This window comes from Bacillus sp. CR71, assembly GCF_003429245.1.
Lineage (GTDB): Bacteria > Bacillota > Bacilli > Bacillales > Bacillaceae_G > Bacillus_A > Bacillus_A thuringiensis_S.
Window position 1 is genome coordinate 2,369,481 of sequence record NZ_CP031748.1, and the last position, 16,646, is coordinate 2,386,126.

A 16,646-nucleotide genomic window follows, 5' to 3' on the forward strand; every position below is an offset into this window, starting at 1 on the left:
TTTATTATACAAATTCAAGCTGTGAAAATACCAAAGAATATTGAAAGTCATTTGTTTAAGCAACTTAGTAACTTAGTTTCAAATGAGAAGAAAGAACGAATGAAGCGTTTATTAAATTCATGCGACATTAATAGAACTCTAATAGGAGATTTACTAATCCGATCTCTAATCTGCCAAAAGTATAAAATTAATAATAAAGAAATTAGATTTATATATAATAAGTATGGAAAACCTTTTGTTGAAAAAATTTCTGACTTTCATTTTAATGTGTCTCATTCAGGAGAATGGGTGGTTTGTACTACTGCTAATTTTAACGTGGGTATTGATATAGAAAAAGTTTCAGAAATAGAGGCTTTTAAATTAGCAAAAGAATTTTTTTCAGCGGAAGAATTTTATGATATATCTAATATGAATTCTAATGAAAAAATTAATTATTTTTATGATTTATGGACATTAAAAGAAAGCTATATAAAAACGATTGGAAAAGGGCTTTATACCCCATTAAATTCATTCTCTATAAAAAAAGAATCACGAACTTCAATTTCATACAAGAATATACCTAAAAACTTTTACTTTAAACAATATAACATTGATCCAAATTATAAGTTATCTGCTTGTGCAACAAGAGATGAATTTCCGCAAGAGATAATAATTAAAGACATTTATACAATTTGCCAAACTATATACAAATTTGAAAGTAAGGAGAAAATCAATGCAGAAGACTAAACTTTTTTGCTTTCCACATGCTGGGGGATCTGCGTTTAACTACGCAAAATGGAAAAATTACTTTAATCCATATATTGAAGTAGTCCCGATAGAATTAGCTGGTAGAGGATATAGAATTGAAGAAAGCTTGTACCAAGGTATGGAAGAGGCCGTAAATGATGCCTACACTAGTATAGTTAAGCAAATAGACGCTTCACCGTACATTCTATTCGGGCATAGCATGGGGAGTTTGATTGCTTATGAAGTAGCTAGAAAAATACAGGGTTCTAATAACGAATTACCCGAATTTCTTGTTTTATCCGGTAGAAACCATCCAAATAGTAAAATAAAAAATATCCGATATAATCTTCCTAATGAACAATTTAAAAGAGAAGTTATTGCAATGGGAGGTACACCATCTGGGGTACTTCAATCAGAAGAATTAATGGAGATTTTTCTCCCTATTTTAAGAGCAGATTTTAAGATTGTCGAGACATATATTCATGAAAATAATATACAACCATGTGATATTGATTTTCTTATATTTAATGGGAAAAATGATGAATTTACTACATATGATCAAGTAATAAAATGGAAGCAATATACAAGTAAAACGTGTACTTTTCATTCTTTTGAAGGTAGTCATTTCTTTCTAAATGAAAATATTGAAGAAATAGCAAAGAGTATTATAGGAAAATTAAATTCTAAAAGATTATCAACTAGTTTTTAGGATTTTTCTAAGTATGCTCATGCCTAAGAAACAAAAATATGAAAGATGAAAAATACAGGCATTGCTGAAATATTGTTGAATATATGCATAGAAGCCTAAACGAACTGTTTAAAGGTAGAAACTCTAAGCAAAATGTACATGAATTAACTTTAGTTTAAGCTGGCTTTACCTATAATACCATCAAGATTCCTTATTATACTTAGTACAAAGTACACAACAGTTAGAGAGGCTGTATGTAAAGCAAATGAATATGTGAAGTGAAAAGGCCGACTCTTATAATTATGAGTGGGCCTTTTGGTTTTATGGATATCAAATTAGTGAGCAACATTTCAAAGGGTATCTTGTGATATAACTAAGTAGAATTTTTTAAACAAGGGGATGATGAGATGAATAAATTGAAGGGGAAAATTGCATTAGTAACAGGGGCTAGTAGAGGAATAGGCCGAAGTATTGCATTACATTTGGCACATGCTGGTGCGTTAGTCGTTGTTCACTATAGTAAAAGAAAAGAAGAAGCAGAAAGTGTAGTGGATAAAATTAAACAAGATGGCGGTTCCGCATTTGCGATTCGTGCAGACTTAAGTACTTTTAATGGCATTAATAACTTGTATTCAATGATGGATCAATCTCTTCAAAAATATATAGGTAATACTACATTTGATATCCTTGTAAACAACGCTGGAATTGGGCAGGTTTTAACATTAGAGGAATCTACAGAGGAGTCTTTTGATGAGGTTATGAATATTAATGTGAAAGCTCCATTTTTCATTATTCAGAAGGCTTTGCCACGTTTAAAAGATGGGGGAAGGATTATAAATATTTCGTCTTTTGTCACAAGGGTAGCCTCCCCAAGTGTTTTTGCCTACAGTATATCTAAGGGGGCAATAAATACACTCACTCATACTTTAGCTCAACAACTTGGTGTTCGTGGTATTACAGTAAATGCAATTCTCCCAGGCATAATTAACACAGAAATGAATGCTGAGACATTGGGCAACCAAGATGGACAAAAATATGCTGCAGGTTTATCGACCTTTAATAGGTGGGGGGAACCTAATGATATAGCTGATATTGTAGGTTTTCTTTCATCATCAGACAGTCGTTGGATAACTGGTGAGTTAATTGATGCAAGTGGTGGATCTTGCTTATAATATTAGAGGAAAAGCCAACTTAAATTAAGTTGACTTTGCAATTCTATTATTTGTTTGTTAAACCAGTGAACTATGTATCATTTTTTAGTTCTTAGAATAGTCACCTTGAGATGGGGCCAAATGTAGTAAGTCAATCAGGGGAGAGAACTAATTATGCTTTAGTATGATTTATGATAAGTATAAATGGTAAAAAGCAATGAATATGCACAATTTCATATGTAAATAGGTACTTTTTGTTAACTCTTTTAAAGGGAAGGAAATGTATGAAATTATTATGATAGAATCAATTTGTATTAAATCGAAAGGGGATGAGAGTATGCTAAAAAGAATGATTATAGGAGTTTCATCATTATTAGTGGGAGCAACAGTTGGCTTAGCGACTGATGTATCCGCAGCACCTGCACCACCATTAACATCATTAAATGTGGTAAAAGTTGAATCTCAATTAGGCGGGGTTGAATTTATTGGTCCTAATAATTTAAGTACAGCTAAAGATCACGGAGGGAGCTATTTATACATTTATACAAATGAAATGGGATATGGTAGAAATCCAATTGCTCAAATGAGTGGTCAAAAACTAAAAAAAGTAGATTCTAAGATGATTGATATAAATGGGGATAGAACAGTGGATGGATGGGAATATAAATGGGATGCTTCAGGACAGCAAAATGGGCAATTTAAATATCAAAATACATCTACAAATGCACCTTGGAATACATTATCTACGTCATTAAATATTAAATAAACTAACAGAAGAATTCGATGTTATTTTTTTATGTTTGTTATATATGTAACGTTTGGATACCTAAAGGAGTCTACGTTTTTAAGTAGGCTCTTTCTAACTAATGATAAGATATCAGCAAATAGATAAACTATTTTTTCTAATCGAAAAATTAAAAGTTTACATAACATTTTTCTGGTAAACAATTCTAGGTTTAATAGTGTAATCAATAAAGTAAGGGAATCTTTCATAAAATCAATTAAGTTATTTAGTGGGTCTTTCATCATAAATATCTAAAACTACATATTTATGAAATTTTATAAAATTTTCACTTTATATTTAGTCCTAAATCATACGATTTTAATACAAAATACTATAATTTGATTAGTAATAGCAGTGAAAAAAACATTAAATATATCTAGATTTTAAAGCTAATGTTACTTTATTACGTAATTTGTTTAAAGGGATATATAGGGTTATTATTCAATGTAACTAAAATAATTTAAAAGGAGATAGGAAGTTATGTTTAAAGTAAAAACAAGGGGAAAAATAAAAGAAATTGTTATGGTTTCAACGGCTTGTACCATGTTGTCAATGTATGGAGCACCAATTTCTAGTACAGAGGCAGCAACCCGATCTCATGCCCCATCAGTTTATGTAACACCACAGAATACTGCTGCTTCAGATATTATTAGCATAGACTGGTCACCAGTCCAAACAGCACCTTATACATATTGGGCTGTGCATAACTGGAATCAGGGAGGAGAAGGTGGTGGTTATGCGGGCTTCCAACAACAAAGTGGTTTTGATCAATTCGGTAAACGTACCCTTCACTTTGCGCTTTGGGATCCAATAGCATCAAACCAAGCAATAAAAGCTGAATATTTATCGCCGACTTCAGAAGCCAGTAGATTTGGTGGAGAAGGAACAGGTCTAAAGGTACAAACAACTTATAATTGGAAAGATAGTGAATGGTATCGAATGACTCTACGTTCTTGGCAAGAAGATGGCCATACAAAGTTTGGCCAGTGGATAAAAGATAATAAATTAAATCAATGGAAGTTAGTTGCTATTATGGATCATCCAGTTGCAAATGTGGCATTTAACTATGGTTTATCGATGTTTCAAGAGGACTGGGCTGGTAATGGACAAGATGTAAGAGAAGCACGTCTTAAAAATGGATACAGCAGAAAAGTTTCAGATAAACAATGGAATTCTTGGAATAATCAGCGTATCTCTGGGCAACATGATACGTCCTATCAATACGATGGAGGAGCAACTTCAGAATATCTATGGGTTAGGGCAGGAGGAAATACTCAATCAACTATTGGTACTGGAAAAACCTTTAATATAAATCAGCCTAGTCAACCAGAAATGGGAAATTTAGATTTTGATATTCAAAATACTCGCTTTGAAGATGGAAAATTAAATGTTTCATGGAAATTGAAAGAACAAAGTACTCCACAGTTTAAAGGGAAAATTGAAATCTATGACAATGAAAAGTTAATGGGACAACCTTTGAAAGTAATCGATAATATTAAGTCTTACAAAACTGAGGTAAGTCAAACTATGCAATTGCCTCAAACGGCTTTTGCTAAAATTACATTAACAGACATATTTGATCGAACTGTAGAGAAAAAAGTAGAAATTACAAATGAAAATTCTGATATTTTAGTAGGGAACCAATTTGCATGGTCCCTAAAAGGATATAGTGATCGAGAAATTGCAAAAGTAGATTATAATAAAACAGCAGAAGAGCTGAAAATCAAATTAGAAGCTGGTGTGCCGCATTCTTATTTCAATAGCACATATGCAAGTATTAAAGTCCAGAATTCATCTGGTAGCGTTTTGTACAATAAGGAAATTATGGGAAATAGACAACAAAATGCTGAAACCCAAACAGTACCTGTAAAAGTAGGAGATTATTTAGAATTCACTCATATAGAAGGGGAAGCAGCAAAGGAAAAAACACGCGCAACATTAACGAATCTTGAAAATAATAAAAATGAGACTATTGGAAAGTCAGCAAGGTATGAGGTTACAAAAGAGGGATTAAAGAAAGTAGAAAAAATGCCAGAGACAACAATTCTAGATGGAAAACAATTTGCATGGTCCCTAAAAGGATATAGTGATCGAGAAATTGCAAAAGTAGATTATAATAAAACAGCAGAAGAGCTGAAAATCAAATTAGAAGCTGGTGTGCCGCATTCTTATTTCAATAGCACATATGCAAGTATTAAAGTCCAGAATTCATCTGGTAGCGTTTTGTACAATAAGGAAATTATGGGAAATAGACAACAAAATGCTGAAACCCAAACAGTACCTGTAAAAGAGGGAGATTATATAGAATTTACTCATATAGAAGGGGAAGTGGCGAAGGAAAAAACACGAGCGACTTTAACTAACCTTGAGAATGGAAAACAGGAATATATAGGAAAGAAAAGAACATATCGGGTTACATCTACAGGTTTAATCAGACAATAGACGTATTAAAAAGCTGGGGGAATCCCCAACTTTTTTTATCATTTTAGTCAAGAGGATTCCTTCTTCAAGGAATGCGAAGTGAGTAGGTGGAGATAAACTGGCTTCGAATAACGGATAGCAGGAAGCTTTATCAATAAGTATGCAAATATTTTAAAAACTAATTTTTATACAAAAAGTGTATACTTATGACAAAAAAGTTTCGTTAAACCAATAATTTTGTTTTGGGTAAATTTAAGGTGCGTAATTAATATGCATTTTTCGAGAAAAATGCATAATTATGTCAAATTTTCTTCATTTACATGACCATGAACGTGGTATAAAAATGAAGCATATCCAAAATTATTAAAGGAGCTGAAAAAATGATTAAAAAACTTATTATTGGTTCTATTTTTTTAGGAACAGCAATAGGAGTAAGTAAACCTACATTTGCTTCAACAAATGATTCTCCATCACAGTTTCAAGATAGGGGAAATGCCCAAGTTCAATCAATACCATCACCATGGCAGTATTTAGGGCAAACCTCTAGGGAACTTCAAATTAAAACTAAGGATCCAAAAGTGCTTGCTTTTGAATTAGCAAAAGAGGCTCCATTTTACGAAGATGAATTAGTGGATGTGTGTTCTGCAATCTTAAGAGAAAATGTAAATGTAGTATATTGGACAAGTAAGGAATGGGCTAGATTTGAAGTAGGAAATTACGAGTTTAAACATGAAATGAAAATTTATAGAGATAAAGAACGTCAGCAATTAATTACTTCACTAGAATCATAAAAAAAATAGAAGCTATCTTTAGTAAGATATGCATCCAATGTAGACAGGAAAAGAAAGCACATAAAACTGTTTCGATATTGGAAAGTAAACTAAAAAAACAAGTATAATTACTTGTTTTTTTTAGGTACAGTAATTATTTAGAAGGCTTAGCTTGTGCATGGTCACCTACATTAATTGGATAACCATAATCCGCTCTACAACATGATTGGGATACAAAAGCTAGAAAGATATCAATCCATTTATTTTTAAATTGAATTAATATTCCTCCGTCATGGTATGATTCGTTATATTTTGAAAAATCATTTCACAAGCAATATGTAATACTTTATGGGAACATTATTAAATTTGAACGATATTAACAGAACTTTGTTGATAATTAGCTAAAAAAGTATTGTACGATTAAATACATTGTGTTACATTTGTGTTACAAAACTATTACTCAATGTTATTATTGTTTCGTTAATGTTTCTTGTTGTTTCTGTAATGTTACGAAATTTATAGATGTTTTATGTGTATAGGAGTGTGTGTAGTAAAGAGTCTGAGTTGAAAATAAGTGCACACTTTAAATTTCCTTTCTGTCTGAATGAAGAAGACTACCAACTAATTAAGGGGTTTAAAGTAAAAACTTTAAATAAAATGTGCTTCCTTTCCCACACACAATTTAGTACATATTTAAAGTACAGTCTAGTTGCTACACAGACTCTTGTACATATAAACATTAAGGTGAAATAGAGATAAGGATTTATTACATAAAAAGCATTACTTAGCTAAACGTAAAAATATTATCTGTGCATTTTGATAAAATGTTAAAATGCCTAGATGATATTTTTTAGAAGATTTCTTGGATATGTTTATGAATAACAATTTCTAATACTTAATGATTCTCTACTACTGAAATATCCAATAATTTATGTAATTGGATTTATAAGGTGTATGTACATTCACTTATATAGGGAAAATGAGGTTTTTCATATGAAGTATAGTTATAAAGTTTTTATATTTATTTGGACAATTATTTTATTGTTTTTTCTACTTTATTATGGTTACAGTGAATTTTCCGACACCGAGCAGGTGCCAGTCATAACAATCAAAAAATAGAAGTGAAAAATATTGAGAAAACCAAATGAGATAAAAATAGATACAGTAGAAAGACTACTACAGGAAGTAATTAATCGTACGAAGTTAGATGAAATATTGGAAATAAAAAACTTTAATGGAAAATATGTTGATTGCTGCTTGGGGAGAAAATTGTAGATATCACAATTGGTATAAAGATATTCATGAGTTATTCAGAGGTTACGATTTACACTGCCTTAGGAAAAAAAGATAGGTTTCCGAGACACCCTTTATATTTAAGTAACGATTCAAGCTAATAGATTACATAAAATCAGAGCGGATTGTGCATCGTCTTATTCGAACTACAAGAAACCATAAACGAACAAGTAAAGCGGGACTTAGAGTAAACTGTAATGGTGAAACAGGAGGAGACGCATGGGTGTGGTGTTCAATTTGTCATGAAGAACATCCCGTTCTTTTCTGATATGTTTCAATATAATCAAGGAAACCCCTATCATTCCTTACCATTATGTCAGCACACATATATGGTATACGCTCATTTAACAGAGAATTATGTAGGGGAAGATTTATTTCTTCTGCAAAGTGCTGCAGCATTCCATGATACAGGTAAACCGTTTTGCCGTGTATTTAAAAAGCTCAAAGGGTACCATTCGTATTATGGTCACAAATATGTCAGTACTCACATCGCTTGCCACTTTTTAATGGAACTTGGTTTCGAATAGGAGTTTATTGAGAAAGTATTAATGATTACAGAGTTTCATATGAAGATGTTACATGGCGGGGAAGAGGCAGCACGTGAAATCTATCATTACTGCGGTGATGAGATGCTTACGAAATTATATTTTTTCCGAGATGCAGATGCATTTGCGAAGTAAAGAAGGGAAAAAATGCTTGTAAATATCCACGAACATTGCACGTTCCTTGGTCGATAGGGGTAACAAGTGATGACCGTGTTCTACAAAATATGGACGGATTTGAAACTCAAGAAGTAATCGTACTAGAAAAGTTAGATGGTGAAAATACATCCCTTTATAAAGATGCTATTCATGCAAGGTCGTTATCAAGTGGTCATCACCCATCGAGAACATGGGTAAAAACGTTACAAGGAAGTATGGGGTATAGAATTCCAGAAGGATGGCGTATATGTGGTGAAAATGTATATGCTTGTCATAGCATTCACTACACAGCACTGACTTCCTATTTTTATGTCTTTTCAATATGGAATGAGAAAAATGAATGTTTATCGTGGGATGCAACAGTTGCATGGTGTAAAAAGTTAGGCCTTGCACACGTTCCAGTGTTATATCGTGGCCCCTATAATGAAAAGGTAATTCGTTCGTGCTACAACGGTACTTCACTCTTTGGAGGGATTCAGGAAGGGTATGTACTTAGATTAACGGATGCGTTTCACTATAATGATTTTTCAAAATCCGTAGGGAAATTTGTTCAAAAAGACCATGTGCAATCCAATCAGCACTGGATGACACAAGCGGTTATCCCCAATAAATTAGCAAAATAAAAACACGCAATTCCAAATGGAACTGCGTGTTTTTTCGTTTTCTAACATCATTTGACGTTCATGTATGGTTACTCTTATCAGAGAATATACTCCCTAACACGGAAAACTATTAATTTATTAGTTTTTATTCGTAACTTTTAAAGTATCTAATACGACTTTAGTCGCGTCAGCAATAAGCTTATCATTATATTCTGCATCTTCTTTATCATGATTAGAAAGGATGGCAAGAACAATTGGCTTTTTGTTTGGTGGCCAAATAATCGCAATATCATTCCTTGTTCCATAAGATCCTGCGCCTGTTTTATCAGCTACTTCCCATTCTTTTGGTACGCCCGCACGAATCAACTTATCACCAGTCGTATTTCTCTTCATCCAATCTACTAATAATTCACGTTTCTCTGTTGGAAGTGCAGATCCTAATGTAAATGATTGAAGTGTCTTAGCGATCGCTTCTGGTGTACTGGTATCGCGCGTTTCTCCAGGATGTACTTCATTTAATTCAGGTTCAAATCGTTCAGATTTAGTAACCGTATCTCCTGTTTCTCTCAAGATTTTTTCAAATGCGGATGGACCACCTAATTTTTTAAGAATTAAATTATGTGCCGTACTGTCACTATATCGAACAGAAGCATCTGCAAGTTCTTTTAACGTCATTCCTGTATCCACATGCTTTTCTGTAATTGGATTATAATTAGAAAGGTCTTCACGCGTATACGTAATCCTTTCATCAAGAGCTTCTATTGAGTTCTGACGTAAAAGAGCTCCCGCTGCTAATGATTTAGATGTAGAGGCAAATGCAAAACGATCATTTGGATGATAAGCAACAGTTTGATTTGTACCTGTATCCAGAGCATAAATACCAAGCTTAGCATTATATTCTTTTTCAAGCTTAGCAAAAGAATCATGACCTGTATTTTCTTGTTTAATTTGCTTTATTTGTTTTGTTTGCTTAGGTGATTCAGATGGAGTATTACTATTAGAACACCCTATTAGTGTTACACATGAAAGTAATACGACAGGTACAATCTTTTTGTAGGTAAAGAACTTGTTTAAAACGTACATGAATTTTCAACCTCTTTCAACAATATATGGATTTTGTTTTGGTATTTTAAATACCGATGTTAATTAAAGTGGGTGTTGGATACCAATACTTCTGAAGTTGAATTTTAACAGGATAAGCAGAACCAAAGCGTTTATATGAATGAACGGTTACTGTTTAGGGTGTTTCTTTTTTGCTTACACTTGTAATAGTTTACCTGTGAAAGTATTAAACTCGTAACATTTAAATGAAGTATTTCAATACACACTTTTTTTACATCACTTTACTTTTGGGAATAATAAGTCCTTTCATATTTTTAGGAATACACATAATAGACACTCTAAGTAATAAATTTGTTCCATTTTAACTTGGTGAACGGTAAAGAAAATACAATGAATTGTAAATGAAACCTGTACGGGAGTATAGTACAGTGCATATGAAAAACCCCTCAATGCTATCTCTGAAAAAATCATAATTCTCGGCTTTATAAACTGTATTTTCAAAAACATTGCGAGCTTGTAAGAAAAATGAAAGGTAATTCAATATGAGATAAACAACCTTACTACTACAATGAAAAACAGAATTATTCTTAAAAATCATGAGATACGATATCAAGTTATTTGCGTGTTTAATATATTTGACCAAATATTCCAGTTTCAATAGGAAAAGTCGAATCAGACCATTAACGAATGGTATATTATTCGTATTTTGGAAAAGTCAAACTGTAGACAAGCATCTTCTATCAAATCTCATTCTTAGTGTGTACATTTGGAGGGGATTTCTCATATGAAATTAGTAAAAGTAACAGATGTTAGTTAGGAGAAAGATGATAATGTTAACAAATTCTATGGGAAGGTGAAGAAAGAAGGTAGCGTAGGTCTATTCCTACGTGTATATCATTTAGATAAAAAAGGTGTAACAGCTTGGGAGGAAGTGCAGGAAGACGAGCTTCCTAAGAAAGTAAAAAAAACTAGGTGTGAAATAATCATTTATTTGTGATGGTGGATTCTCCTACGTCGAGGGTTTGCCGTTTTTTATTATATGTTATGTTGTAATTTTTTATATGAAGTATATTGAAAAGATAGGGTAGATCTTCTGGAATGATATTTCCATAATTAATAATTTGTACGTTAACCTTTCCATTATTACTAATTCCTTTTGTATCAACAAATTTCCCCACATATCCCTTTGTACCAATATCTTTTAAAGTACGTATAAAAAATGCCCTTTATCTTATCTTTATCTTATCTTTACCTTATCTTTAAATTTTTATATTAAACTTGAAACCTTAAAGTATTGATGTTTGAGTCTAAAAAGGGCGGGAGATAGATGTTCATTACATAGTTTGTAAATAACCAATTACCTTTGAAAAATTGAATTTTTTATACGAGGAGGAATATATGAAGGATACAAGTAAAAAACAAATTATAAAAGTGTTCCTTATTAGTATTTTAGGCTTAGGAATAATACTTGGAATGCTTTATTTTAATCATAAAACCAATATTCAACAAAATAAAGCACTAGCCACCGAAAAACGTGTATTGCAATATGAGTCTACCTTAAAAAAAGAATTAGAAAAATATAATTTAGGAGAGAAAACTGCAGTTTTATTAGGAATTATGTACCAAGAGAGTAGAGGTGAGGGAAACGACCCTATGCAGTCATCCGAATCACTTGGATTAAAACCAAATGAAATTCAAGAGACAAGCTTGAGCATTAAACAAGGGGTAAAACACTTTGCTAAAATGTACAAATATGGAACGGACAAGGATGTTAGCATGGATACAATTATTCAAAGCTATAATATGGGGCCAGGGTATATTGATTTTATTGCTAGTCAAGAAGTTAAACAACACTCGGAGGATTCAGCCAAAACGTTTTCTAAGATGAAGGTTGATCAAAATCCAGCGATGTATACTTGTGGTGGAAATAAAAATAATTTTAGGTATCCATATTGTTATGGTGATTTCACATATGCCACAAAGGTAAATGAAAAAACAAAACTTATTGAAGAACTTCTTCGAAATGTACATATCTCTTCTAAATAAGTTGCAGAATGAAATATAATGATACCATCAGTTATTAACAATAATATCTAAGAAAAAAACTACTTTCTTTCTTAATTCACAAAATTTTCAAAAATAAATTCCGTGGATGTCAATATTTGTTATATAGTATATTTGTCAAAGCATTACCCCTAAAGTTTCTAAAGTCAAGCTGTAAGATAGTTTGTTTGTTTGTTTGGCCCGTATTTTCACCTTAAAATAAAAAAACTTGTAGAGATTCCTGCAAGTTCTTTTTGTTTTAAGGGTTAAAAGTGGATTTTAAATATAGTTGCAATTTTTTGAGGGGGAAAAGTACATGTTTGTAAAAGCAGAAAGATTATTAATACGAAAATTTGAGTTCAAAGATTGGCAAGCTGTTCATGAGTATACATCAGATATCAATGTTATGAAATACATACCTGAAGGGGTTTTTACTGAAGAAAATACAAGGAACTTTGTGAATGAAAACATTGGTGAAAACGCTAAGAACTTTCCTGTAGTATTAATTAATAAAGATATTCTGATTGGTCATATAGTTTTTCATAAATATTTTGGTGAGCATACATATGAGATTGGTTGGGTGTTCAATCCAAAATACTTCAATAAAGGATATGCTTCTGAAGCAGCACAAGCTACATTGAAATATGGCTTTAAGGAAATGAAATTACATAGGATTATAGCTACATGTCAGCCACAAAATATGCCATCATATCGAGTGATGGAGAAGATTGGAATGAGAAGAGAAGGCTATTTTAGGAAGTGTATACCACATGGGAATGAATGGTGGGATGAATATTATTACGCTATTTTAGAAGAAGAGTAGTTTTTTAGAACGCACTATTTAAAACGGCAGATTAAAAACAAGTAGGTTATATTTCTTCTGCATATGTTATGAAAATAGTTTAATTTAAGAACCCACAATGAAGATAATTACTGATAAAGATATGGTAGTGATGAGATCAGTTGTAGGTTTTGGTGAAAAAAAGTTATCAAACTTGGACATACTAATACTATTCCTCTACAAAGGCTTATAAACGGTATGAAAACAAAACAGTTGTTCAAGTGTAAGAATTTTGAGCCTAACTTTATTTTGTAAATAGTGAGATGATACATGTGGTACAACTTGAATCTTCGTAAAGAAGTATTTCTACATGTATATTACACTGAAAAAAAGTGCAATAGCTTGGGAAGATGTGAAGATAGACGAGTTTCCAACAAAAGTAAATGAAAAAATAAATATGAAATGATTAGTTACTTGGTGCGGATTATGTTGGTCAAGATAACAAAATGTATTCAGTTATTCCTGTTGGATGGGGTGAAAAAAATAATCTTTGGGCTGAAGAGAAAAACGTAGGCGTGCAATCTAATGAGAATAATCCAAATAATTACAAGCCTCAAATAAACGAAGGCAAGAATATTGAAACGAATGATAAGCCCGCATCTAGTACAGCAGGTATAAAGGCAGATAATAAGCCCGAAGAAGCTACTACCAATTGTAAACCTAATAATAAAGAAGTTGAACAATATCATAATAAGGAACAGCAACATAAGGAAGTAGAAGGATTTAAGCCGAGCGATGCAGACATGGAGCGTATTAAACGACAAGAAGACCGGTGGAATACACCATCAGGTGGTGTTGGTGCTACATGGCAAGAAGAAATGAAAAAACAGAAATAAAATAACATACCTATTATACGGATTAAGTGAATTTAAAGTGGAAAATTTATAGTCTTTATTATATTTCATTATATTCATTCTATAAAATTCAAAAAGATTTCCCAGCACCCTGTCTATTAAAAAACATTAATATTGTTTTTGATATTGTCTTATAAGAAGGAATTCATTTAAGATATTAATTGAAAATATTGATTGGGAGGATGTTAGAAATGGAATTAAATAATGTGGATGGAATTAGTATAGAAAAAAGTACAAGTATTAACATGGAAGAAATGGAGTTATTGTTACTAGCTGATCCCTCAACAGAAGTAGTTAATGGATATCTTAAAAAGGGAGATTGTTTTGTTTTAAAAAAAGGTGCTGTTACTGTAGGTATTATGATTTTAATTCCTACCCGAACAGAAACGATTGAGATTATAAATATAGCAGTTTCCGAAAAAGAGCAAGGAAAAGGATATGGGAAATATTTACTTGGGTTTGCTATAGACTATGCTAAAAAAGAAGAATATAAAACTATAGAAATAGGCACAGGAAATTCTAGTTTAATGCAACTAGGCCTTTATCAAAAATGTGGTTTTAGAATAACCAGTGTGGATAAGGACTTTTTCTTACGAAATTATAATGAAGAAATATATGAAAATGGTATTCAATGTATGGATATGATTAGGTTAACGCAAAATTTATAAAAATTATTTGTACATAAAAATCGCAACCCCCATTAAATGTAGAGGGTTGCAATTTTTTTGATGTAAAGCGTCATTATGATTTTTGGGTAGCATTAAGGAGTTTATGTATTTGAGAATTATTACAAAATCAACAAGTGTTAATAAATTCATCTGTTATGTCAACAATTTGAATATATTTCAAATTGTTTTTTATAATTCAGATAGATTTTTTTCCATTAATTTTAATGAAAAGTAAAAAATATGAAACTCATCCATTTTAGTTATGGTTAAATGTTCATTTAAATCACTAAAAAATGGGATTTATTGGATAATTATAAGCATAATTTTTTCTTTATTCAAGGATGAAAATCGTACTAAATGTAGATATAACAACTATTATATTGTTTTAATGATATAAAAATATTTGGTTTTTAAAAAAAGAATTTTCTGAATTATAAATATTATTATATATTGAGAAAGTAAAAAAATAGAAAAATATCAATTGAATCCCAAAAAATAACGTGTGAATATTATAGATATAAATTACATCTTGATATTTCGCATGAATTTCTACAAATTTAGATGTTTATTAAATTAGGAGGATTGATAGTGCCAAAAATGTAGTTTGTTGCTAATTCAGTATTTTATATGCATCCATGGGATTTTAGAACGCACAGTTATTATTTGCTAGTAAGCATTTTAATATCAAATCTTTTGGGGAAGTGATAAGTAATGGTCACAGTATTAAATAATGAAACTAAAAGTTTATTAGTTGAAAAAATTGCAAATAAAAATGCGTGTATTGGATATGTAGGTCTAGGTTATGTTGGACTACCATCGGCTCTTAAATGTTTAGAAGTAGGTTATGCGGTAAGAGGTTTTGATAAAAACTCAGTAAAAATAAGAAAACTAGAACGTGGAATAAGCTATATCAGTGATATTCAAGATACTGAAATCCAAGATGCTTTACATACAAATAGATTTTTTGTTAGTACAGAAATGGATTATATAAACGAATGTGATGTTGTAGTTATATGTGTTCCTACACCATTAGAAAGAACTAGTAAACAACCAGATTTAACATATATTCATTCAGCAGTTGATGAAATAGTTAAATACATTAAAAAAGGTACATTAATTATCTTAGAAAGTACTACTTATCCAGGTACTACAAGAGAAGAAGTTTTATACAAATTAGAACAGAAAACTAATTTTAAAATTGGTGTAGATATATTTGTAGCATACTCTCCAGAGCGAATCGATCCTGCAAATCAATCGTTTTCAATTCAAGATATTATAAAAATCGTAGGTGGAGTTACATCTAATTGTACCGATTGTGCAGCAGCTTTCTATAGTAACTTAATTAAGGATATTCATAAGGTAAGCAGTCCAGAAGTAGCAGAGACAGCTAAGTTATTAGAAAATACGTATCGTTTTATAAATATCGCTTTTATTAATGAAATGACACAAATTTGTAATGAGTTAAACATAAATATTTGGGAAGTAATTGATGCCTCAGGAACTAAGCCATTTGGATTTCAAAAATTCTATCCTGGCCCTGGCGTAGGAGGACACTGTATTCCGATTGATCCTATTTATTTTAAGTGGATTGCAAATAATAAGGATTTAGCAACAAAAATGATTGATGTGGCAAGAGAAATTAATGAAAACATGCCTAAGTACGTTCTTAATAGAGCACTACAGTTACTAGATGATAAAGATGGTAAGGATATTCTTATGGTTGGTGTTGCATATAAAAAGAATGTTAATGATGCTAGGGAATCGCCAGCTTTGGATATTATGAATGATTTAATGATAGAAGACTATAACGTGGATTATTACGATCCGTTTATAGAGGAACTCATTGTGGGCGATAACACATTGAAAAAATCTATAGATTTAAACCTAAGTCAATTAGACAAATACACTTTAATTATTGTTCATACGGATCATGATTGCATTAATTTTAAATTGCTTAACGAGGTAAATTGTTTAATTTTAGACACAAGAAACATATTTAAAGATGAATCAGTATATAAAAAAAATATTATAAGTTTGTAGGT

At 31.4% G+C, this 16,646-nt stretch carries 14 protein-coding genes and 2 pseudogenes; 14 read left to right on the forward strand and 2 right to left on the reverse strand.

The features are described 5' to 3' along the window. Positions 1-21: 21 nt before the first annotated feature. From DOS87_RS12015 to DOS87_RS12040, 6 genes are all read left to right on the forward strand, one after another. On the forward strand, positions 22-726 hold the full coding sequence (locus DOS87_RS12015; protein WP_000701210.1) for a 4'-phosphopantetheinyl transferase family protein: 705 nt from the start codon (positions 22-24) through the stop codon (positions 724-726). Continuing rightward, positions 713-1,435, forward strand: a complete 723-nt coding sequence (locus DOS87_RS12020) for a thioesterase II family protein (RefSeq protein ID WP_001172926.1) — start codon at positions 713-715, stop codon at positions 1,433-1,435. Before DOS87_RS12015 ends, DOS87_RS12020 begins: the two co-directional genes overlap by 14 nt. A 386-nt stretch (positions 1,436-1,821) precedes the next feature. Then, positions 1,822-2,586, forward strand: coding sequence for an SDR family oxidoreductase (locus tag DOS87_RS12025; RefSeq protein WP_001037508.1), 765 nt, complete (start codon positions 1,822-1,824; stop codon positions 2,584-2,586). A gap of 259 nt (positions 2,587-2,845) precedes the next feature. Beyond that, on the forward strand, positions 2,846-3,331 hold the full coding sequence (locus DOS87_RS12030) for a DUF4879 domain-containing protein (protein ID WP_000272949.1): 486 nt from the start codon (positions 2,846-2,848) through the stop codon (positions 3,329-3,331). A 498-nt stretch (positions 3,332-3,829) separates the two neighbouring features. Continuing rightward, the gene (locus DOS87_RS12035; RefSeq protein ID WP_208730265.1) at positions 3,830-5,791 is read left to right on the forward strand and encodes a DUF3472 domain-containing protein; all 1,962 of its coding nucleotides are present in this window, start codon (positions 3,830-3,832) and stop codon (positions 5,789-5,791) included. Positions 5,792-6,150: 359 nt separating this feature from the next. Further along, the gene (locus DOS87_RS12040; protein ID WP_000592185.1) at positions 6,151-6,561 is read left to right on the forward strand and encodes a hypothetical protein; all 411 of its coding nucleotides are present in this window, start codon (positions 6,151-6,153) and stop codon (positions 6,559-6,561) included. Positions 6,562-6,694: 133 nt separating this feature from the next. Here the strand turns inward: DOS87_RS12040 and DOS87_RS12045 are convergent. Further along, a pseudogene (locus DOS87_RS12045) lies at positions 6,695-6,850 on the reverse strand (DUF2278 family protein); the annotation flags it as partial. A 1,180-nt stretch (positions 6,851-8,030) separates the two neighbouring features. Between DOS87_RS12045 and DOS87_RS12050 the strand changes: the two are divergent. The 3 genes from DOS87_RS12050 to DOS87_RS12060 all read left to right on the forward strand — a co-directional run bounded on the left by DOS87_RS12050 (position 8,031) and on the right by DOS87_RS12060 (position 9,157). Next, a complete protein-coding gene (locus DOS87_RS12050; protein WP_098578017.1) occupies positions 8,031-8,360 on the forward strand; it encodes an HD domain-containing protein in 330 nt (109 codons plus the stop codon). A 21-nt stretch (positions 8,361-8,381) separates the two neighbouring features. Further along, positions 8,382-8,513, forward strand: a complete 132-nt coding sequence (locus DOS87_RS12055) for a hypothetical protein (protein ID WP_000627209.1) — start codon at positions 8,382-8,384, stop codon at positions 8,511-8,513. A gap of 89 nt (positions 8,514-8,602) precedes the next feature. Further along, positions 8,603-9,157 (forward strand): RNA ligase family protein, encoded by a 555-nt coding sequence (locus DOS87_RS12060; RefSeq protein WP_256941560.1) that lies wholly within the window; start codon positions 8,603-8,605, stop codon positions 9,155-9,157. 117 nt (positions 9,158-9,274) lie between these two features. On the opposite strand, the gene blaIII is transcribed toward DOS87_RS12060, so the two are convergent. Beyond that, positions 9,275-10,219: a class A beta-lactamase BlaIII gene (blaIII, locus tag DOS87_RS12065; protein ID WP_098578016.1), complete on the reverse strand. Its 945-nt coding sequence runs from the start codon at positions 10,217-10,219 to the stop codon at positions 9,275-9,277. 1,377 nt (positions 10,220-11,596) lie between these two features. Between blaIII and DOS87_RS12070 the strand changes: the two genes are divergently transcribed. From DOS87_RS12070 to DOS87_RS12090, 5 genes and pseudogenes are all read left to right on the forward strand, one after another. Continuing rightward, positions 11,597-12,244 (forward strand): lysozyme family protein, encoded by a 648-nt coding sequence (locus tag DOS87_RS12070; protein WP_000655722.1) that lies wholly within the window; start codon positions 11,597-11,599, stop codon positions 12,242-12,244. 313 nt (positions 12,245-12,557) lie between these two features. Continuing rightward, on the forward strand, positions 12,558-13,064 hold the full coding sequence (locus tag DOS87_RS12075) for a GNAT family N-acetyltransferase (RefSeq protein ID WP_208730266.1): 507 nt from the start codon (positions 12,558-12,560) through the stop codon (positions 13,062-13,064). A gap of 428 nt (positions 13,065-13,492) precedes the next feature. Continuing rightward, a pseudogene (locus DOS87_RS12080) lies at positions 13,493-13,918 on the forward strand (hypothetical protein); the annotation flags it as partial. Between the two features lie 209 nt (positions 13,919-14,127). Further along, positions 14,128-14,604 (forward strand): GNAT family N-acetyltransferase, encoded by a 477-nt coding sequence (locus DOS87_RS12085; protein ID WP_000422453.1) that lies wholly within the window; start codon positions 14,128-14,130, stop codon positions 14,602-14,604. Positions 14,605-15,315: 711 nt separating this feature from the next. Further along, the gene (locus tag DOS87_RS12090; RefSeq protein WP_000259078.1) at positions 15,316-16,644 is read left to right on the forward strand and encodes a nucleotide sugar dehydrogenase; all 1,329 of its coding nucleotides are present in this window, start codon (positions 15,316-15,318) and stop codon (positions 16,642-16,644) included. Positions 16,645-16,646 lie beyond the last annotated feature (2 nt).

What these genes read in the sequence shown, in the direction of transcription:
- DOS87_RS12060 (WP_256941560.1), top strand. Translation starts at nt 8,603, where the DNA reads ATGGACGGATTTGAAACTCAAGAAGTAATCGTACTAGAAAAGTTAGAT.
- DOS87_RS12020 (WP_001172926.1), top strand. Translation starts at nt 713, where the DNA reads ATGCAGAAGACTAAACTTTTTTGCTTTCCACATGCTGGGGGATCTGCG.
- DOS87_RS12055 (WP_000627209.1), top strand. Translation starts at nt 8,382, where the DNA reads ATGATTACAGAGTTTCATATGAAGATGTTACATGGCGGGGAAGAGGCA.
- DOS87_RS12050 (WP_098578017.1), top strand. Translation starts at nt 8,031, where the DNA reads ATGGTGAAACAGGAGGAGACGCATGGGTGTGGTGTTCAATTTGTCATG.
- DOS87_RS12085 (WP_000422453.1), top strand. Translation starts at nt 14,128, where the DNA reads ATGGAATTAAATAATGTGGATGGAATTAGTATAGAAAAAAGTACAAGT.
- DOS87_RS12030 (WP_000272949.1), top strand. Translation starts at nt 2,846, where the DNA reads ATGTATGAAATTATTATGATAGAATCAATTTGTATTAAATCGAAAGGG.
- DOS87_RS12035 (WP_208730265.1), top strand. Translation starts at nt 3,830, where the DNA reads ATGTTTAAAGTAAAAACAAGGGGAAAAATAAAAGAAATTGTTATGGTT.
- DOS87_RS12070 (WP_000655722.1), top strand. Translation starts at nt 11,597, where the DNA reads ATGAAGGATACAAGTAAAAAACAAATTATAAAAGTGTTCCTTATTAGT.
- DOS87_RS12040 (WP_000592185.1), top strand. Translation starts at nt 6,151, where the DNA reads ATGATTAAAAAACTTATTATTGGTTCTATTTTTTTAGGAACAGCAATA.
- DOS87_RS12075 (WP_208730266.1), top strand. Translation starts at nt 12,558, where the DNA reads ATGTTTGTAAAAGCAGAAAGATTATTAATACGAAAATTTGAGTTCAAA.
- DOS87_RS12025 (WP_001037508.1), top strand. Translation starts at nt 1,822, where the DNA reads ATGAATAAATTGAAGGGGAAAATTGCATTAGTAACAGGGGCTAGTAGA.
- blaIII (WP_098578016.1), bottom strand. Translation starts at nt 10,219, where the DNA reads ATGTACGTTTTAAACAAGTTCTTTACCTACAAAAAGATTGTACCTGTC.
- DOS87_RS12090 (WP_000259078.1), top strand. Translation starts at nt 15,316, where the DNA reads ATGGTCACAGTATTAAATAATGAAACTAAAAGTTTATTAGTTGAAAAA.